Origin of the sequence: Halobacillus sp. H74 (assembly GCF_052246715.1) — a bacterium.
Taxonomy (GTDB): domain Bacteria; phylum Bacillota; class Bacilli; order Bacillales; family Halobacillaceae; genus Halobacillus; species Halobacillus litoralis_A.
On the sequence record NZ_JBQQCI010000012.1, the window covers coordinates 34707 to 52023 of the forward strand.

At 38.7% G+C, this 17317-nt stretch carries 26 protein-coding genes; 23 read left to right on the forward strand and 3 right to left on the reverse strand.

Going from position 1 to position 17317, the window contains the following annotated elements; genetic code table 11:
• The first annotated feature begins 3 nt into the window (after nt 1-3).
• From ACTWPX_RS19630 to ACTWPX_RS19660, 7 genes are read left to right on the forward strand one after another with little or no spacing between them, the layout of a single operon-like run.
• Nucleotides 4-489, forward strand: coding sequence for a PTS sugar transporter subunit IIA (locus ACTWPX_RS19630; RefSeq protein ID WP_443121176.1), 486 nt, complete (start codon nt 4-6; stop codon nt 487-489).
• A 2-nt stretch (nt 490-491) separates the two neighbouring features.
• Nucleotides 492-776, forward strand: a complete 285-nt coding sequence (locus ACTWPX_RS19635) for a PTS sugar transporter subunit IIB (RefSeq protein ID WP_128523342.1) — start codon at nt 492-494, stop codon at nt 774-776.
• A 37-nt stretch (nt 777-813) separates the two neighbouring features.
• The gene (locus tag ACTWPX_RS19640) at nt 814-1098 is read left to right on the forward strand and encodes a PTS sugar transporter subunit IIB (RefSeq protein ID WP_128523340.1); all 285 of its coding nucleotides are present in this window, start codon (nt 814-816) and stop codon (nt 1096-1098) included.
• A gap of 42 nt (nt 1099-1140) precedes the next feature.
• Nucleotides 1141-2400: a galactitol-specific PTS transporter subunit IIC gene (locus ACTWPX_RS19645; protein ID WP_443121177.1), complete on the forward strand. Its 1260-nt coding sequence runs from the start codon at nt 1141-1143 to the stop codon at nt 2398-2400.
• Nucleotides 2401-2423: 23 nt separating this feature from the next.
• Nucleotides 2424-3455, forward strand: a complete 1032-nt coding sequence (locus ACTWPX_RS19650) for a zinc-binding dehydrogenase (protein ID WP_443121178.1) — start codon at nt 2424-2426, stop codon at nt 3453-3455.
• 19 nt (nt 3456-3474) lie between these two features.
• Nucleotides 3475-3636 (forward strand): hypothetical protein, encoded by a 162-nt coding sequence (locus ACTWPX_RS19655; RefSeq protein ID WP_443121179.1) that lies wholly within the window; start codon nt 3475-3477, stop codon nt 3634-3636.
• A gap of 18 nt (nt 3637-3654) precedes the next feature.
• The gene (locus ACTWPX_RS19660) at nt 3655-4698 is read left to right on the forward strand and encodes a galactitol-1-phosphate 5-dehydrogenase (protein WP_443121180.1); all 1044 of its coding nucleotides are present in this window, start codon (nt 3655-3657) and stop codon (nt 4696-4698) included.
• A 325-nt stretch (nt 4699-5023) separates the two neighbouring features.
• Here the strand turns inward: ACTWPX_RS19660 and ACTWPX_RS19665 are convergent, their stop codons facing one another.
• Together ACTWPX_RS19665 and ACTWPX_RS19670 are read right to left on the reverse strand one after the other, a co-directional pair.
• Nucleotides 5024-5839 (reverse strand): DUF4179 domain-containing protein, encoded by an 816-nt coding sequence (locus tag ACTWPX_RS19665; protein ID WP_443121181.1) that lies wholly within the window; start codon nt 5837-5839, stop codon nt 5024-5026.
• Nucleotides 5840-6394, reverse strand: coding sequence for a sigma-70 family RNA polymerase sigma factor (locus ACTWPX_RS19670; RefSeq protein WP_443121182.1), 555 nt, complete (start codon nt 6392-6394; stop codon nt 5840-5842).
• 490 nt (nt 6395-6884) lie between these two features.
• Between ACTWPX_RS19670 and ACTWPX_RS19675 the strand changes: the two genes are divergently transcribed.
• The 12 genes from ACTWPX_RS19675 (at nt 6885) to ACTWPX_RS19730 (ending at nt 13706) form a co-directional block, all read left to right on the forward strand.
• Nucleotides 6885-7169 carry a TIGR04104 family putative zinc finger protein gene (locus ACTWPX_RS19675; RefSeq protein ID WP_443121240.1) on the forward strand — a complete coding sequence of 95 codons (285 nt, stop codon included), beginning with the start codon at nt 6885-6887 and terminating at the stop codon, nt 7167-7169.
• 87 nt (nt 7170-7256) lie between these two features.
• The gene (locus ACTWPX_RS19680) at nt 7257-7757 is read left to right on the forward strand and encodes a hypothetical protein (RefSeq protein ID WP_443121183.1); all 501 of its coding nucleotides are present in this window, start codon (nt 7257-7259) and stop codon (nt 7755-7757) included.
• Nucleotides 7758-7787: 30 nt separating this feature from the next.
• Nucleotides 7788-8378: a lysozyme inhibitor LprI family protein gene (locus ACTWPX_RS19685; protein WP_443121184.1), complete on the forward strand. Its 591-nt coding sequence runs from the start codon at nt 7788-7790 to the stop codon at nt 8376-8378.
• Nucleotides 8379-8564: 186 nt separating this feature from the next.
• Complete coding sequence (locus ACTWPX_RS19690; RefSeq protein ID WP_443121185.1) at nt 8565-8933, forward strand: hypothetical protein; 369 nt, start codon at nt 8565-8567, stop codon at nt 8931-8933.
• Between the two features lie 71 nt (nt 8934-9004).
• The gene (locus ACTWPX_RS19695; RefSeq protein WP_443121186.1) at nt 9005-9472 is read left to right on the forward strand and encodes a GNAT family N-acetyltransferase; all 468 of its coding nucleotides are present in this window, start codon (nt 9005-9007) and stop codon (nt 9470-9472) included.
• 111 nt (nt 9473-9583) lie between these two features.
• The gene (locus tag ACTWPX_RS19700) at nt 9584-9895 is read left to right on the forward strand and encodes a hypothetical protein (protein ID WP_443121187.1); all 312 of its coding nucleotides are present in this window, start codon (nt 9584-9586) and stop codon (nt 9893-9895) included.
• 62 nt (nt 9896-9957) lie between these two features.
• Nucleotides 9958-10275, forward strand: a complete 318-nt coding sequence (locus ACTWPX_RS19705) for a hypothetical protein (protein ID WP_443121188.1) — start codon at nt 9958-9960, stop codon at nt 10273-10275.
• Between the two features lie 129 nt (nt 10276-10404).
• On the forward strand, nt 10405-11370 hold the full coding sequence (locus ACTWPX_RS19710; RefSeq protein ID WP_443121189.1) for a hypothetical protein: 966 nt from the start codon (nt 10405-10407) through the stop codon (nt 11368-11370).
• A 6-nt stretch (nt 11371-11376) separates the two neighbouring features.
• The gene (locus tag ACTWPX_RS19715; RefSeq protein WP_443121190.1) at nt 11377-11721 is read left to right on the forward strand and encodes a hypothetical protein; all 345 of its coding nucleotides are present in this window, start codon (nt 11377-11379) and stop codon (nt 11719-11721) included.
• Between the two features lie 5 nt (nt 11722-11726).
• The gene (locus ACTWPX_RS19720) at nt 11727-12128 is read left to right on the forward strand and encodes a VOC family protein (RefSeq protein WP_443121191.1); all 402 of its coding nucleotides are present in this window, start codon (nt 11727-11729) and stop codon (nt 12126-12128) included.
• 196 nt (nt 12129-12324) lie between these two features.
• Nucleotides 12325-13212 carry an alpha/beta hydrolase family protein gene (locus tag ACTWPX_RS19725; RefSeq protein ID WP_443121192.1) on the forward strand — a complete coding sequence of 296 codons (888 nt, stop codon included), beginning with the start codon at nt 12325-12327 and terminating at the stop codon, nt 13210-13212.
• A 143-nt stretch (nt 13213-13355) separates the two neighbouring features.
• Nucleotides 13356-13706: a VOC family protein gene (locus ACTWPX_RS19730; RefSeq protein WP_443121193.1), complete on the forward strand. Its 351-nt coding sequence runs from the start codon at nt 13356-13358 to the stop codon at nt 13704-13706.
• A gap of 160 nt (nt 13707-13866) precedes the next feature.
• Here ACTWPX_RS19730 and ACTWPX_RS19735 read toward each other — a convergent pair whose 3' ends face one another.
• The gene (locus ACTWPX_RS19735) at nt 13867-14001 is read right to left on the reverse strand and encodes a hypothetical protein (RefSeq protein ID WP_443121194.1); all 135 of its coding nucleotides are present in this window, start codon (nt 13999-14001) and stop codon (nt 13867-13869) included.
• Between the two features lie 39 nt (nt 14002-14040).
• On the opposite strand from ACTWPX_RS19735, the gene ACTWPX_RS19740 reads away from it, so the two are divergent.
• From ACTWPX_RS19740 to ACTWPX_RS19755, 4 genes are all read left to right on the forward strand, one after another.
• On the forward strand, nt 14041-15072 hold the full coding sequence (locus tag ACTWPX_RS19740) for a serine hydrolase domain-containing protein (protein WP_443121195.1): 1032 nt from the start codon (nt 14041-14043) through the stop codon (nt 15070-15072).
• Complete coding sequence (locus ACTWPX_RS19745; protein WP_443121196.1) at nt 15065-15973, forward strand: S66 peptidase family protein; 909 nt, start codon at nt 15065-15067, stop codon at nt 15971-15973. Before ACTWPX_RS19740 ends, ACTWPX_RS19745 begins: the two co-directional genes overlap by 8 nt.
• A gap of 143 nt (nt 15974-16116) precedes the next feature.
• Nucleotides 16117-16479, forward strand: a complete 363-nt coding sequence (locus ACTWPX_RS19750; protein ID WP_443121197.1) for a hypothetical protein — start codon at nt 16117-16119, stop codon at nt 16477-16479.
• 211 nt (nt 16480-16690) lie between these two features.
• Entirely contained in the window at nt 16691-17302 is a 612-nt protein-coding gene (locus ACTWPX_RS19755; protein WP_443121198.1) for a TetR/AcrR family transcriptional regulator, read from the forward strand.
• Nucleotides 17303-17317: the final 15 nt, after the last annotated feature.

Consider the following 17317-nt stretch of genomic DNA (forward strand, 5'->3'; position numbering starts at 1 on the left):
ATTATGAGTGAAATCTACTTTAATGAGTCCGTCATTCTACTTGGTGTAGAGGCGAATACAAAAGAAGATGTATTAGATCAGATGGGCCGGAATCTTGAAAAACAAGCATTAGTGAAAGATTCTTTTATACAAGCGATCATCGCCCGGGAAAAAGAATATGCTACAGGACTTCCGACGGCTGGAGTAGCGGTTGCTATTCCGCACACAGATGTGGAGCACGTCAACCGGAAAACGATAAGTATGGGTATATTGAAAAATACAGTTGATTTTGGAGTCATGGGTGATGATAAGGAAACGATCCCAGTCCAAATCGTTTTTATGTTAGCTATGGATGAAGCCCATTCCCAGTTATCGTTGCTGCAACAGCTGATGAAAGTCTTCCAAAATGAAGATGTACTCGTATCTATTTTGAATGACCAAAATAAAGCAAGCATCAGAAAGCTAATGGAAGAAAAGTTGGACTTTGGTGCACTTGAAGGAGAGAACTAAAAATGGCGAAGAAACAAGTATTGGTCGCGTGCGGTGCAGGCATTGCCACATCCACAGTTGTAAACGGAGCAATTGAAGAGATGGCAAAAGAACACAACTTGGATGTAGACCTCGCTCAGATAAAGATTGCTGAAGTAGGAAGTTATGTCGATACAGCAGACTTGTTAGTGACTACAGCTATGACACAAAAAGACTATCCATTTCCGGTTATTAACGCAAGATCTTTCTTGACTGGAATTGGCACGGAGGATACAAAGAAAGAAATTTTGACAGCGCTTCAAAAATAAACATTCTGAAACTATGAAAAATAAAGGAGAGATATTTATGGCAAAGAAGCAAGTATTAGTGGCGTGTGGGGCAGGTATTGCAACGTCTACAGTAGTGAATGGAGCAATCGAAGAGATGGCTGAAGAGAATAATCTGAGTTTAGATCTCGTACAAATCAAGATTTCAGAAGTAGGGGGATATGTCGACACAGCAGACCTATTGGTCACGACTGCGATGACGCAAAAAGATTATCCATTTCCAGTAATCAATGCTCGTTCGTTTTTAACTGGGATCGGTACGGAGGATACGAAAAAAGAAATACTTGAAGAACTTACAAAATAATGAATGAGTCTGGTCAACTGAAAGAATGAGGGAGGATTATTCATGCAAGGTTTCGTCGACATCGTACAAGGTTTTTTAGATTTAGGGGCAACAGTGATTTTGCCGGTTGCCATCTTCTTTTTAGGTTTATTGTTCGGACAGAAACCAGGAAAAGCATTTCGGTCTGGACTGACGATAGGTGTAGCTTTTGTCGGTATATTCTTAGTGGTAGATTTGCTGGTTAATAACCTTGGGCCTGCTGCACAAGGAATGGTAGACCGGTTAGGAGTGAGTTTGAATGTAATTGACGTAGGATGGCCAGCTTCATCCTCGATTGCCTGGGCTTCTGCCGTTGCTGCATTCATCATCCCTTTAGGGCTTGTAGTTAATGTGATCATGCTGCTTACGAAAACGACGAAAACAATGAACGTTGATATATGGAATTTTTGGCATTATACATTTATGGCTGCTATGGTTTATGCCGTTTCCGGTAGCATTGTACAAGGGTTGATTGCTGCGGTGATCTTCCAAATCGTTTGTCTTAAAGTAGCGGATTGGACAGCCCCTATGGTTAGTGAATTTTTCGACTTGCCAGGTGTTTCCATTGCAACAGGAAGTACGATTTCATATGCACCTGGAATTATATTAGTCAGGTGGCTGAATAAAGTTCCCGGCATTAAAAATTGGAACGCTGACCCGGACACCATTCAAAAGCGTTTTGGAATCTTCGGGGAATCTATTTTCATTGGTCTGTTTTTAGGTGCAGCGATTGGAATTCTCGCCGGCTACAGTGCAGGAGAAGTCATTGAGATTGGAATGGCGATGGCAGCTGTTATGGTGCTGATGCCTCGCATGGTCAAGATTCTTATGGAAGGATTGATGCCTGTCTCTGAATCGGCTCGTCAATGGCTGTCAAAACGCTTTGGTGATCGGGAAATTTATATCGGTTTAGATGCCGCTGTTGCCCTTGGGCACCCGGCTGTAATTTCCACAGCATTAATTCTTGTGCCTATCACGGTTCTATTAGCTGTTATTCTACCTGGAAACGCGTTGTTGCCTTTTGGTGACTTGGCTACGATTCCATTTGTAGTGGCGTTTATTGTGGGAGCCGCTCGAGGGAATATCGTCCATTCCGTCATAGTAGGAACTTTGATGATTGCCCTATCTCTCTATATGGCGACAGATGTAGCACCAATTTTCACAGAAATGGCATTCAATGCGGACTTCGAAATGCCGGAAGGGTCTGCAAAGATTTCCAGTATCGACCAGGGTGGAAATCTGGTTAACTGGATCATATTCAAAGTCTTCAGCTTGTTTAATTGACTCGTACTATAGGAGGGATAGCCTTGAAAGCACTCGTTAAAACAGAGCTTGGGTTCGGAAATCTGGAAATCCAGGAAAAGCAGGAGCCGATGGTGGGCGAGGATCAAGTGAAAATAGAGGTGAAATACGCTGGGGTATGCGGGTCGGACATTCATACTTACGAAGGACACTACAAAGTGAATGTACCTGTCACCTTAGGCCATGAATTCTCTGGAGTTGTCGTTGATGTTGGCAATGGAGTAACGGAATTCAACATTGGAGACCGTGTAACATCTGAAACGACATTTTATGTGTGTGGCACATGTAAGTACTGCCAAAATGGTGACTATAATCTTTGTAATCACAGGAAGGGGCTGGGAACCCAGCAGGATGGTGGGTTTGCCAAATATCTGATTGCCCGGAAAGAAAGCGTCCACCTTCTTCCGCCTCATGTTGATGATCGGTCTGCTGCTATGACCGAGCCGCTTGCCTGTACCCATCATGCAGTGGCTAAGACAGAAATCAATGAGGGAGATTTGGTGGTTGTAATTGGTCCTGGACCGATCGGGTTGTTTACAGCTCAAGTAGCAAAAAGCAGAGGAGCAAGAGTGATCATCGCCGGATTGTCCAACGATCAAATCCGACTGAACAAAGCGGAAGAATTAGGAATAGATTATGCAGTTAATATTCAAGAACAAAACCTTAAAGATTTGGTTCATAAGCTGACAGATGGATACGGAGCCGATGTGGTGTTTGAATGTTCGGGCGCCGTCCCAGCAGCTAATCAAGCCTTGGATCTGTTAAAGAAAAAAGGACAATATGGACAAGTCGGGATCTTTCCTAGCCCGGAAGTATCTTTTGACCTTGAAAAGATTATTCAAAAAGAAATCAGAGTGATTGGAAGCCGAAGTCAAAAATCAGCCGATTGGGAACCTTCTCTCGAATTGATGAACTGTGGTCGAGTGAACGCTCAATCGCTTGTCACTCATGAGTATCCGATTACTCACTGGGAAGATGCTTACAAGGCAATCAAAAGCGGGGAAGCCATTAAAGTTTTATTGACTCCTGTCGAGTAAAAGAAATGAGGTTTTAATGATGGTAGATATCTTTTTAGAATTCATGCTGGGACCTATGCGGGCCATTGGGGAGTTTTATTTTGAACACCAAATGGTATTTAATGCGGTAGTCATAGGAGCAGCACTCTACAAACTAGCAAGTGGGAATAAACGAGAGGGAAAAGAAACGGAATCTATGTAACGAAAAAGGTGAAAAAAGATGAAAACTTTAAACCTGTATGGTGAACAGGATATTAGATTTGAAGATACAGCGGTACCAGTCGTTCAAAAAGCAGACGACGTGGTGATTAAGGTGAAAGCCGTGGGTGTATGCGGATCGGATATTTCCAGATATAAAAAACTGGGACCATATGTAGAAGGAATGACGTTTGGTCATGAGTTCGCTGGAGAAGTGGCAGAAATAGGACCAGCTGTCGAAGGGATTAAAGTTGGTGATCGCGTTTCCGGCTGTCCGACCTTTTACTGTGGTGAATGCCATAGCTGTTTAAAAGGAAACTTATCACAATGTGAAAAGCTCACGGTCATAGGAGCCCGTCATCCTGGAGCTTATGCAGAGTTTGTTCATTTACCTGCCAAGCATGTCCTTCTTCTTCCAGATAATGTGGATTATGATACAGCAGCAATGATTGAACCATCCTCCGTTGTCGCACACGGATTCTATCGTACGAGCATTCACCCTGGTGCGACTGTAGCCATAATGGGCTGTGGAAGTATTGGCTTATTGGCCATTCAATGGGCGAAGATATTCGGTGCAAAAAAAGTTATTGCAATCGATATCGATGATCGAAAGCTGGAGGTTGCGGAAAAAGTAGGGGCGGATAGCAAGGTCAATCCGAAAAATGGTCCAGCCCATCAGCAGGTAGCTGAAGCAACGGAGCAGCTCGGAGTCGATCTAGCCGTGGAATGTGCCGGGTCACCGATAACTTCAGAACAAATTCTTGCTCTGCCTAAAAAAGGAGGAGAGGTGCTCTACATGGGCATTCCCTATGCTCAAATTGATATGGAACGTTTTTATTTTGAAAAGATTGTCCGGAACGAATTGAAAATCATCGGCTCCTGGAATGCAATTTCCTCGCCGTTTCCTGGTAAAGAATGGAGTTCCACTCTTTATTATATGAGTACTGGACAGTTGAACATCAAGCCGATGATCTCACATCGTTTACCATTAGAGCAGGGGCCGGACACTTTTCAAAAGCTGATCCAACCTAATGAGGACTATGTTAAAGTACTTTTCTACCCATAAGAATATGAAGGTTACTTGAGAAGAGAGCGCGATTCCTGGATAAGGAGCGTTCTTTTCTTTTGCTTAATCGTACATGTCATAATACGCATCATTGCAGAATTCATAGATCAAGGTATGAGAATAGTCCTCAGGAACACAAATGAAAATGTTGTGTTCCTGAGGGCTTTAAATTCACATTAGGTATCTACTCTGGTTCTGGGGGCATCATGGTGAAAGTAATCCACCTTATCTTTATGATCCCACTAGATAATCATGTATATTTGAAATTTCTTATTAACCTTCGCAATCGTAAGTTTACTTGCGAGTTTAAGGGATATCGTCTCTTTTATGATTCCCCTAATACTCTTACTTCGACTTTGAATGTACCAAAGTTAATGGTCTCTAACTTTTTTGGAAGTGCAGCTTTAAGAGCTTCTACATCTGTTTCTGTTGTATCGGCATATACGGTTAGTACATTGGAGCCAAAATCAAATGCAGTATTTAGATGTTCATTAGTACCGGTTTCTTCCTCTAGATAACTTGTTAAAATTTCTTGCTTTCTTCCAACTGCAAATGGGCCTGTGAGTTCTCCCCATCTGTCATAGGAAGCCTTCTCAATGTGTGTACCTTCAACATATCGGAATACCTCTATATCATAATTTTCTCGACCATATGAGTGAACTAGGCTGGATACTTGTTTTTTTATTTTCTCGTGTAATTTTTGAAAGTTTTCTTTTTCAGTTATGATACCTACAGTAAATATGTCCTCATTGGGAAGGTAAAAAGCTAAACCTATAGAGTGCCCAATTTCCCTTAGTTTTTCTTTGATTTGTTTCTCTTCATTTAACATCTCTTGATCCTTGTTTACTTTTTCTGAAATTTGAAGTTTCTCTTCCTCGGCATTGAACATGGAACCGATGATAGGAAGTTTAGACATAACATTAGAAACAGAAGGTGACATAAAGGAAGTGCCGATAAGAACAGCTATGAAAAGTGCAGCAACTGTAGCTAGGTAATATCCCTTTCTATTATAGACCTTTGTATTCTTTCGGCTATCTTTCTGAATCTCTTCATTTACGGATTTTTTTATTCGGTCATGGATGTAATCATCATAATAATGATTTTCATAATAACCTTTTGCCTCTTTAAACATATCGCCCATTTATATCATCCTTTCTTGAATCATAGGATGGGTTTTCAGCTTTTCTCTCCCTCGGGCAAGTCGAGTTTTAATGGTGTTTTCCTTTTCTTCTAAGGTCATGCTGATGTCTTCGATTTTTTGATCATAAAAGTAAAAAAGAACTAGTACTTCTCGGTACTTTATTGGCAAGGTCATCACAGCTTGGAGAACCTGTTCTCTCTGATTTTGTTTTATGTATGTCTGTTCAGTACTTTCTGATTGTTGTTCTTTATCAAAGTAATTAAGGGGATATTTTAATTTTGCAAGTTTCTTCCTTCTAAGAACATCTTTAGATCGATTCACTGTGATCCTGTAAAGCCAGGATGAGATAGCGGCTTCCCCCCGGAATCGGTCCATATATCGAAAACACTTTATGAATACGTCTTGAGCGATATCTTCTGCGGTTCCTTGATCTTTCACATAAGAATACGCTAATAAGTAAACTTTCCTGGAATGAGATTCCATTAATTCATTTAAAAAGGATTGTTTTCCTTCGTTTGTCAGATTCCTTATGTCTTCCGCGGCTTTCTCCTTCAATGTTCTCCCTCCCTTTACACCATTATGACTATTATCTCTTAGTTAAAGTTTCATAAATTATAAAGTCTTTCTCTGATTGGCTAAATTGACATTTTAGACGATTGGCTCTTAAAAGGGAAGGCAGGAAAGTTTTTGAAACTAAAATTGACTTGCTTCGTATGTAAACTAATATAAGGTGTGGGATGTTGTTATTTTAATTTCATGAATTAAGTGGTTACTTTGATTATGACTTGGATAAGTTGGTCCGGGATTTTTGTGTTTGGTTTTATTATTTAGAAAAAGTTAAATAGATAGATTTTAAGATGGCGAAAATTTCCTAGGGGGTAGAGCGTTGTGAGCTTGTTAAATATTCTGCTTGGAGTCGGTTTGGTTTTCTTTATATTATTCATTATAGCTATCTCCTCATCTCTCCGAAAATAAGACAAGAGATACAGAGTGAAAAAGAAAAAGATATAAACAAGGGGGAGGTTATAAAGTGCCCACTTGCCAAATGTGCAATAGTAAATGGCCTTGGTCTCAGGCAATGAAGCAACAAATGAAGTTAAAGTCCAGGAGCGTATGCAAGTATTGCGGCCATAGACAGTATTTATCAGAAAAATCTCAATGTAAACATGCTGTGCTTTCCATTATTATTGCGTTTAGTTTAATTGGGGTTTTTAATAATACAGCTGTTCCAATCGTTTTGCATATAATTTTTTTCATTCTTGGTATAGTCGTGCTTAGTTTAACATTTCCGTTTGTAATGGGATTATCTAACGAAAAAGAGCAACTATAATTTTCACCATATTGCTTTGACTAAAAAATCACTTAGAAGTTTACTGGATTAATAGAAAGTAGGTCTTGTGTTATGAGGAAGATGGTTGTGATTGTATTTGCCTTATTACTAGTAGCAGCTTGCTCTGAAGACAATGTTAAATATAAAAAATATGATGGTGCACCATTGAACATAGCGGTGGTCGGCGAATCACCTGATATAGATAATGAGCTTATAAATTTCATCGATTTTCAAATGAAAGAGGTTGGCGCAAACACGGTCTCAAATGAGTATGATTCAATATTTGTAATGCCTGATGAATTTGAGGAAGCCTCGAAAGATAAGTACGTTCAACTCTACAAAGAGCTGACCATTCCTATTTTCTTTATTGATTCGAGCAAACGTGCGTTACCTTTTGTAAGGGAAGGGATGAATTATGAAACGGCTCCTGAGATAAATAACCCTTATTTTGCTACAGGCTATTTATACACTGGGGGAGAAAGAGATAGAGCAGATAAGTGGCAAATTTCTTTATATAATGATGTGAGAAATGAAAATAACATACAAGCTGCATATGCTTTGATTTTCAGTAAGATTGAAGAGTTGTAATGATTTTCAATAGCTAAGGAGAGTCATATTATGAAAAGGAATATTTTAATTGTAACGCTTACTGTAGTATTTGTTATTTTATTGGCTGCTTGTGAAGATTCAAGTGCTATGTCGGAAGACCAGTCTCAAAATAATGTTGACGATGCTTCTAGTGAAGAGTCTACCGACAATGTATCAAATACCGAGAATACGGAAACTAACGAAGATGATGAGGCATCCACCAATGTGCTTACCGAAGATGGAGACACATCTACTGATAATGAGGTTAGTAAGAAAGAAGAGTATGAGGAAAAATTAATGGCTGCTAAAAAAGAAACGGAAGAAATGGAAGCAGCGGATTCATCTACATATGCCTTGAAAAAAGTAGAAAACGATCGATGGGATACATGGGATGAATTGTTGAATGAAATTTATAGTGTTTTAATCGAGCAACTGCCAGCTGAAGAAATGGATCAATTAAGAGAAGAACAGCGGGATTGGATGAAATCCAGAGATGATAGTGCTTTGGAAGCATCCCTGGAATATGAAGGCGGTACGCAGGAACACTTAGAATATGTGTCTGTGCTAGCAAAGCTTACAGAAGAAAGATGCTACGAATTGGTGGAAGTTTATATTAAATGAAGCATACTCATGCTCATAGATAGATAAAAAAATGGACTAGTGCGAGCTAGAGTTTTATTTGTTATACGGCTCAATTAGATTGGAATGAATTCGCCGAGTTCAAAAAAAGGGGGGGGATTTTAAATTAAAAAATTCGCAGGTTATTTCGTTTACACGCTGGTAATGCTATTTGCTCTGATTGCTTGCTTGAAAATCTATCAAGACTTAAAAGAGCAGGCTGAGCTTGATTACAACATTTGGCCAGTAGTTACATTCGGTTTATTATATCCAATTCTATTAGGTGCTCTCTTCGCTTTACCTGGCTTATGGAAGAGGATTAAACAAGAGAAAGCTAAAGGGTTTGAAATCGGTAAGTTTCTCGGCGTAGGCATTCCAGCAATGTATGTTATTCTAGCGCCTTTTCTTTATTCAACCAAAGTGTTTTCATTCTACCTTCCATTCACCAGTTTGCTTTTCAACCAATACACAGGGGGAGTTATGATATTCAGCTTTGTGTTTGGTTACCTCATTATTGACTGTATAAGAAGCCGAGGTGATGAAAATATCATTTTATAAAAACCATGAATGTGGTTAGGAGTCAGCGTTTAGGCGTTGACTTTCTTTATAATTTTTCAGGAGGTGAGTTTATGGTTCATTTGCAAAAAGTGCGAACAGATGAAGCGGCTAAACTACATAATCTAATGCAATTTTATATTTATGAATTCAGTAATTATCTACCAGATATAAAGCTAGAAGACAATGGAGCTTACAAACCTTTTGATTTAAAAAAATATTGGACTAACAATCAATTCCACGCCTATTTTATTAAGTTAGCTGATGAGTTAATTGGATTCGCTCTTATAGAGAGTGCTACTGTTTCAAATCCCAATACAATTGAGGAGTACTTTATTATTGCTAAATACAAGAGGAATGGTTATGGAAAAGCCATTGCGAAGAAACTGTTTACATTGTTTCCTGGGGAGTGGGAGATAACACAGATAGAAAGTAATGAACAAGCCCATGTCTTCTGGAAAGGGCTGATCCACGAAGTAAGTCAGGGTAACTTTACCGAACATCTTAAGGACGGAGTCTATGTCCAGAAATTTAATATCTAAAATGATTGAAGCGACCATTGAAAGAAAGACAGAAGCGCATAAAGGAAGCTCCGTTAAGGCCACCTTGAAAGAGATCCCTTTTAGTGTAAAATTACTCTAAGGGGGTTGTTTATGGAAACCGTGGCACCATGGACCTTGATATTGTATTACCTTTTCTTATTGTTGGTTTTAGGAACTTCATTATTTAGTTTAATGAAGAAAAGGAGTATAAGTTTGGCGTTAGTGACTGCGTTTATTGTTATTACAATACCGCTAGTTACTATAATTAATAGTATTGGTAGAAGTGAAGGATATAATGAATGGGATTATTTTTTACACTCTATCCAAATTGGGGAAGTCTGGGCGATATATGTGGGATTAGGAAATCTATTCTCAATAGTCTGGCTGTTGATATTCTTTTTTTCCAGAAAGATGAAAAGATAAGGAGGATACTAGTTTCATTAAAGATTATTACTTGAAAATCTTCTGTATAAGGCGGGCATTTTTTGAAGAAATATCTTAAAGCAATAGACAAATATTTTGAAGAGGTCGATAAAAGAATTGACAATCGATTAACCTTTATTGGAATATTCTCAGCATTGATTGCTGCCGAATTACTAAATAAACCTTTTATTGATGGGATGATTCTTGTAATTATAATTTTCCTGGTAAGGGGAGGATGGGATTTGATAAATCCAAATTCAAGAGCGCAACAGCGCTATAGGCAAACGTCAAGTATCCTCTTAGTCTTTATTACTTTAGCTACTATTATAGGGTTTGTAATAAAGATATTGTTGCCGTATCCATATGGAATTCTTTATTGAAGTTTAACGATTATTCTTATTAATGTTGAAGGTTACATAAATTAATAAATAAAAGGTAATCCTTTTTTATATTTATAATTGAGTATCATTCATTTTTTTGAAATAATTGGAAGTGTGAGGAGGATGCATATGAAGAAAATTAGCATTGGCATTTCGTTAATATTGGTTTTAGCCTATGGATTATCACTATTTTTCACGCCATCGAAGGCATCTGAAAAGTCAAATGGCAACATTTTCACGAGTGGGCATATTGATGACGCGGGTGTAAGAGCTACTGTAGATTCGGGAAAGGGCCAAGTACTTGATCAAAAATACTATGATGAAAAACATGACATAACCATACATTTCAAAAGGGTGTTAACCGATGATAAAGAAACAAAACTCCTTTTGACCTACCATAGTGAAGAGAAAAATTTAAAGGATTATTATATTGATCTCTGGGAAGGTGTCAGTAACGTTAATTTGATTATTGGCAGTGAAAAAAAATCATTAGAAAGTGTGGGTTGGGGAAGCCGATACTACAGCAGTAAGGAGAATAAAGTTTATGAAGCCTTATCTTTTGAATCAATAAAAGGATATAAGGGTCAAAACATTCGGTTAGAGGTTCAAGATATGACGATGTGGAAAAAAGACGGCATCGGCACTCTACATACAACTTGGCCGTTAAAATTCAAACTTAAACCATCTGCTACCTTTGATAGGGAAACTGACTTAATAAATAAGAAATTCACTTTTCATGGAGAAACATACAATATTAAGCAAGTAGAGTACTCTGCCTTAGAAACAAGGGTCGTCGTTACTGGGACTGATATTAAAATCTACACGGATAAAAATGGAAAACAATACAAAAAGAAAAGTAAAATAGAAAAACTGTTTCTTAACCCCAGAAAAACAAGTGGAGAACATGGATATAGGGCTGATAAGAATAAAATGGGTATATTTTTAAGGTCAGATGGGAAAAAGTTCATGCCGATTTACAGTAAGGAAGAGGTACATGAGTCAGAAAACTATGTAATGGTTTTTGCTCCAGTGAATAATCAGCAAAATTTGAAGCTTGAGGTTGGTGGGGGTCTCACAATTCCATTTACTGAATAGGACGACGTGATAAAGAATAAAGGGGCAAATCTGATAGAAAGATTTGTCTTCTTTTTTTACTTGAAGGAAATCCTGGTATTCAATAAAAAAGAGTTTGTACGCATACTCGTTCATTTTGATATCCCGGAAGATGAACTGAAGAAACGTGTGAATCAAAGTGATCGGAATATCAATATCTTTAGAGGAGACTATTCTAGCTTTTACGAAGTGCTTGAGCGCCAACAAAAGGAAGCCTGCGAAGAAGGTGTAAGAGATCCTGAAGAAAATGAGGCAGACTATCTATTTTTGGTTCATGACAATGAAGAAGTTGAAACTGTAATTAAGAAAATCGTTCAAATTAGGAAGGGGTAGTTACATTGTCTGAGGGATTACTTCATCATGTGGAAATCTATGTATCTGACTTAGAGAAATCTGAATCATTTTGGGGCTGGTTCTTAAATGAGTTAGGCTACCAATCTTATCAAAAATGGAATAAGGGACAAAGCTGGAAGTTAGGGGAAACTTATTTAGTATTTGTGCAAACAGAAACTGAATACTTAGACGTTCCTTACCACAGATGCAGGACTGGTTTAAATCATCTGGCTTTTCATGCTTCTTCACGTGAAAGAGTAGATGAGATGACGAGAATGCTTAAAGAGAGAGGTATGAAAATCTTATACGAAAACCAACATCCTTATGCAGGCGGAGAGGATTATTATGCTGTCTACTTTGAAGATCCTGATAGGGTAAAAGTCGAATTCGTTGCACCATCTCCATGAGCTTTTTAGAAAATATTAAATTGAGTTTTAAACGGAGGAGGCAAATATAAAGTGGTTTAATCCTATCCATACATTAATTAATGATCCTATTTCAACTGAAAATCACTTAAACTTACAGAGCAGGTTTATTGGAGAATTAATTATGATGACGTATGTGAAAGTAGTCTTTCTTACATAAATACTGAGGTGATATTAATTGAAAAACGTAGAAAAAGAACAACAGCTTGTTGGTTTTAAAAAGGTTGAAGTTTTTGATGATCATTTAGGTGTAACATTTCCTGTGTTTGTTATGTATCCAACCCACACACCTGAAAAAGAAGAATTCATAGGACCGTATAGCCTAAATGTGGCAAAGGATGCAAAAACGCAAGATGATGTCTTTCCATTGGTAGTCATCTCTCATGGTACTGGTGGAACTCCACTTGTTTATAGAACTCTTGCTCGTCATTTAGTTCAAAATGGATTTATAGTAGCGATGCCCGAACATCCTTACAACAATATCCATGACAATCAACTGGAAAACTCAGTCACCCTTTTAGAAAGCAGACCAGGCAATATCACTCAAACCATTGACTGGTTTAAAGGTGACGATCTTTTTAAAAACAATGTTAATTTTGATGATATTTCAATAATCGGACATTCAATGGGAGGTTATACCGCAATTGCGGCAACTGGTGGAATACCGACAACTCTGCCGTGGGAAACGGATAACCAAGTACCTGAAGTAATAGATCTAAAGGTGGAAGAAAGAATAAAAAAGGTGATTTTATTAGCGCCTGCTTTAGGGTGGTTCAGGAATGAGGGTGCTCTTGAAAAATTGAATTTACCAATTTTGATGGTGACAGGAGAAAGAGATGAAATCACTCCTTATTTTCATGCTGAGATTTTATTGAAAGGGGCTGGAAATACTGAAAAAATTGAAAGCAGAATCATAGATAACGCTGGTCATTTCTCCTTCCTGAGTCCTTTTCCGAAAGAGATGAAAAAATCCTCATTTCCTCCTTCTCAAGACCCGGCTGGATTTGATAGAGAGCTTTTCCATCAAGAATTAGAATCTGATGTTCTGAATTTCTTATTAAGCTAATGTAGAAGCGAGTGTTGAGTTGACATCGTTTACTTCTTTTGGTGAGGGCAGGTTTTTGAAGTAATCACATGGAAGTTGTTCTACATAAATAGAATTTGTGAGTAGTGATAAATTAAACTCTAAAATGTCTCGGAGGTATATAAATGAAGGTTATGCGAATTGTTGCCAATATTGAGACACAGGACATTTCCAAAGCAAAGCACTTCTACGAGGAGATACTGGGACTTGATCAAAAAATGGATCTTGGATTTATTGCAACGTATGGTTCTAATGAGAAAATGGCCACCCAAATCAGTTTCTTATCAGAAGGTGGGTCCGGCACACCTGTCCCTGATTTGTCCATTGAGGTTGATGATCTCGACGAGGTGCTCACCCGTATAAAAGATGCAGGAATTTCAATTGAGTATGGACCGACTGAGGAACCGTGGGGAGTTCGGCGTTTTTACGTTAGAGATCCGTTCGGGAAGCTCGTTAATATTTTAACTCATTTATAAAAATGAAGCTGAAATTTCTCTGAGTAATAATCATTATCCAGAAATCCGGTTTTAAATGATAAAGACCAAGAGTTAAAGGGCAAATGACGATTTTAACTTTTTCTTTATTATAGGGTCTGTTAAATTTCACTGAAAAACACTTTTCAATCTAGAGGAACTGTTAAAGTTTGTTGTTGCTTCTCCAAATCGCTTGTCGGTGGATGCTTGCCGCGGGCACGGCCTCAGCTAACTTGGTCAAGAAGATCACTTGACCAAGTGGATCTTCGGCTCGCGCTGTTCCCGCAGGCGTCACCACCGAACGCGATTGTAAGGTTATGGAATTAAGGGGGGTTAGATGAGTCCAACATACGAAAATATAGTTTCATGGGTAGAAGATATCAAAGAGAGAAATCATAGCTCTGCAGCTGCACTCACTGTAATCAAAGACAATAAGATCGTTTTTGAACACTATTGCGGGTTTCATTCCAATACGAACAATTCACGACCTATAAATGAGAATTCCAGATTCAATGTGGCATCTGCCAGAAAGAGTTACTTAGGATTGTGCATTGCTTTTGCTTTATATGAAGGAAAGATACATAGCCTTGATGATTATGCCAGTGATCATTTTCATGAAATAGACAGAGACACTTTTGGAAATACCACCTTACGACATATGGTAACTCACACACATGGTCTTGATGAAACTTCAGAAGGGGAGATCATCAGAGAATTCGATCCTGGTGAAAAATGGGCCTACAGAGGAATGAATATCAAACTTATGGCTCAACTAATACATGAAATCTACGGCAGACCCTTTCCGGAATTTCTGTATCAAAAAGTATTTTTACCAATGGGATTGAAAAGAACGTGGTGGGAAACGGAAGACAATGATGATTTAGTGAAAGTAATAGTTGATCCTAATAAGATTGCAAAAGACACAACCGGTTCGGCTGAAGATGGAATGGAATCCAATCTGTTTGTTTCCTCTCTTGAGTTTGCTCTTTGGGGTAACCTCTTTCTTAACCAAGGGAAATTCAATGGAAAGCAAATAGTCCCTCAAGAGGTCATTGAACTTGCGGTTAGTATACTTACACCTGATCACCTAGCAAAAGAGTTTCCTCGTAACGGGATGTTTTGGTTCGTGCATGATATTCCTCGAGAATTGAGTGAATTAGGGGACCGAGTGCCAAGAGGTTCCTTTCAAATCCTAGGTGTGACGGGTCCAACTTTGTTAGTGATTCCAAAATACAATGTGGTAGTAGCTAAAATGTATAACAAAAGGTACAACTACGGAAATGATGATTATCTTTATTACTTAAAAGAATTCGGCAATATAGTGGCCGACAATTTCAGAATTAAGAAAAGTGAGGAAAGTTATGATTAAACCAGGAGCCTTACAAAAGGGTGATCGGGTAGCGGTGATTGCGCCAGCTGGACCACCAGACAAACAACAGTTGCTAGAAGGGATAAGTGTGCTTGAGAATATGGGGCTTGAGGTCGTGATTGGACGGCACGTGTACGAAATGAATGAGGACCTTGCTGTTGTCGATCAGAAGCGGCTGGAGGACCTGCATGAAGCTTTTTCTGATCCTGCGATTCGCGGAATCTTTTGTGCTAATGGAGGATTCGGGACGGCAAGGATTGCTCCCGGGATTGATTATGAAAGAATAAAAAGAAACCCTAAGCTCTTTTGGGGGTACAGTGACGTTACCTATCTGCTTAATGCCATTCAAAACTTCACTGACCTGGTTACTTTCCACGGGCCGATGGTGTCATCCGACCTGAATGACGAGCAAAGAACAGCGGAGACAGAATCCACTTTTCATCCATTATTCACGGGAGAATCTCAGACCTATGATTCAAACAAATCGCCACTCGTTACGCTGGCTCACGGAAGTGGAGAAGGGCGTTTGGCAGGGGGGAATCTTACTCTTCTCACCAATGGTTTGGGCACACCTTATCAAGTGAATACAAATGGAGCAATCCTACTGATCGAGGAAGTCTCAGAACCTGCGTTTCGTATTAATTTGATGCTTACTCATCTTAAGCAGTCAGGGGTGTTCGATGAGGTCGAAGGTGTTGTCATAGGTAACTTCCAAGTGGAACCAGACGAATATGCGAAAATAAAAAAAGTGTTGAAAGACTTCTTCGCTTGCGCCCCTTTTCCTGTGGTGGAGAATTTTCCTATCGGACACTGCCAGCCTAATTATGGCGTGCCGTTGGGAGTAAATGCGAAACTCACAACATCGCCGCCTCGTTTAGTAATCGAGTCAGGTGTGATGTAAATTTTAATAGGCGAGTCGTAAATATAGGTGGTGCTTTAGTAACCATTCAACTTCCATTGATGGAGGGTCTATTTTGGTGTAAAATTACACTTAAGGATCGGCTGTTATTTTACTGAATTTGCTCACTTAGGGAGAGGTTTAGAATGGTTGTGTTTCTCGGACTTTCAATCCTTATTTTATTAGGGGCTGTTTTGAGTTACTTTGCAGCAAGGCAAGGTCTGAAGAAAAATAAAAAGGTGTTCGAAAATATATTTTCAGCTCTTTGTATCATTTGTTTATTCGGCCTTGAGAGTGCATTGATCTGGTTTAAATACGCAGGACCAATCAATGAATTCTTCTTATTCGGGGGAATGCTCTTCCTTATTGGAATCACTGTTATTTGTTTAGTCATTCTTACTATTAATCGATTCAAAAGGATAGGAACACTTTTATGTCGGTACCTGATCTCCACTACGCTAATGCGTGAGTACAGTGGAAATCAGGTACCGATTTTTTTGATTTTCTGAGTGTTTCAAAAGCGATTGCACTTGGGTACTAAAAGCTTCGATCTGTCCGTTAAATCTCACTTTTCTCCTCAACTTCCACGGTGCCATCACAGGTTTATATAAAAAGTGACAATGTGTCACTTTTTTATTGACTATTCCTTCGCGATGATTTAAGATAGCAAAGTATCAATTGGATGTGACACCGTGTCATATCGTGGGGAGGTAACGCGGAATGCCGAAACAGACGTTTTATAATTTACCTGAAGATAAGCAGCAAGCTTTATTGGAGGCTTCGAGAATCGAGTTTTCTAGAGCTCCCTTACACGAAGCCTCCATTTCCAACATTATAAAAATGTGTGGAATCTCCAGAGGCAGCTTTTATCAATACTTCGAAGATAAGGAAGATGCTTTCTATTACTTGTTAAAAGAACATTCAAAACAAAGGCAAGAGATGTTTATTGAATTTCTTAAAGAGTCGGAAGGCGATATTTTTGCAGCCACAACCAGACTATTTGGAGTAACTTTGGAGGAGTTCGAAAAAGAGGAAAAACGCACCTTTTTCAAGCATGTCTTTTTAAATATGAACCATAAAATTCAAAGCACATTTACGAACGGGGAAACCGAAGATAAGCTTCTGAAATATTTAAATGATATCAAGGAGTATATTGATCAGGATCAGTTAAATACGAACAACGAAGAGGAGCTCTATCATGCGATTCACCTCGTACGTATGTTGATGTTTAACAATATCATCCGGCATTTTGCTAAAGGGTTATCTAAAGAAAAAGCAATGGAAAATTTCACGATTGAACTGAACCTTCTTAAGAGAGGGCTTTCCGTTTAGGGAGAGGGAGGAATA

Coding starts and splice junctions, on each gene's coding strand:
- ACTWPX_RS19630 (WP_443121176.1), top strand. CDS start 4: ATGAGTGAAATCTACTTTAATGAGTCCGTCATTCTACTTGGTGTAGAG.
- ACTWPX_RS19635 (WP_128523342.1), top strand. CDS start 492: ATGGCGAAGAAACAAGTATTGGTCGCGTGCGGTGCAGGCATTGCCACA.
- ACTWPX_RS19640 (WP_128523340.1), top strand. CDS start 814: ATGGCAAAGAAGCAAGTATTAGTGGCGTGTGGGGCAGGTATTGCAACG.
- ACTWPX_RS19645 (WP_443121177.1), top strand. CDS start 1,141: ATGCAAGGTTTCGTCGACATCGTACAAGGTTTTTTAGATTTAGGGGCA.
- ACTWPX_RS19655 (WP_443121179.1), top strand. CDS start 3,475: ATGGTAGATATCTTTTTAGAATTCATGCTGGGACCTATGCGGGCCATT.
- ACTWPX_RS19660 (WP_443121180.1), top strand. CDS start 3,655: ATGAAAACTTTAAACCTGTATGGTGAACAGGATATTAGATTTGAAGAT.
- ACTWPX_RS19665 (WP_443121181.1), bottom strand. CDS start 5,839: ATGGGCGATATGTTTAAAGAGGCAAAAGGTTATTATGAAAATCATTAT.
- ACTWPX_RS19675 (WP_443121240.1), top strand. CDS start 6,885: ATGTGCAATAGTAAATGGCCTTGGTCTCAGGCAATGAAGCAACAAATG.
- ACTWPX_RS19685 (WP_443121184.1), top strand. CDS start 7,788: ATGAAAAGGAATATTTTAATTGTAACGCTTACTGTAGTATTTGTTATT.
- ACTWPX_RS19695 (WP_443121186.1), top strand. CDS start 9,005: ATGGTTCATTTGCAAAAAGTGCGAACAGATGAAGCGGCTAAACTACAT.
- ACTWPX_RS19700 (WP_443121187.1), top strand. CDS start 9,584: ATGGAAACCGTGGCACCATGGACCTTGATATTGTATTACCTTTTCTTA.
- ACTWPX_RS19710 (WP_443121189.1), top strand. CDS start 10,405: ATGAAGAAAATTAGCATTGGCATTTCGTTAATATTGGTTTTAGCCTAT.
- ACTWPX_RS19730 (WP_443121193.1), top strand. CDS start 13,356: ATGAAGGTTATGCGAATTGTTGCCAATATTGAGACACAGGACATTTCC.
- ACTWPX_RS19740 (WP_443121195.1), top strand. CDS start 14,041: ATGAGTCCAACATACGAAAATATAGTTTCATGGGTAGAAGATATCAAA.
- ACTWPX_RS19745 (WP_443121196.1), top strand. CDS start 15,065: ATGATTAAACCAGGAGCCTTACAAAAGGGTGATCGGGTAGCGGTGATT.
- ACTWPX_RS19750 (WP_443121197.1), top strand. CDS start 16,117: ATGGTTGTGTTTCTCGGACTTTCAATCCTTATTTTATTAGGGGCTGTT.
- ACTWPX_RS19755 (WP_443121198.1), top strand. CDS start 16,691: ATGCCGAAACAGACGTTTTATAATTTACCTGAAGATAAGCAGCAAGCT.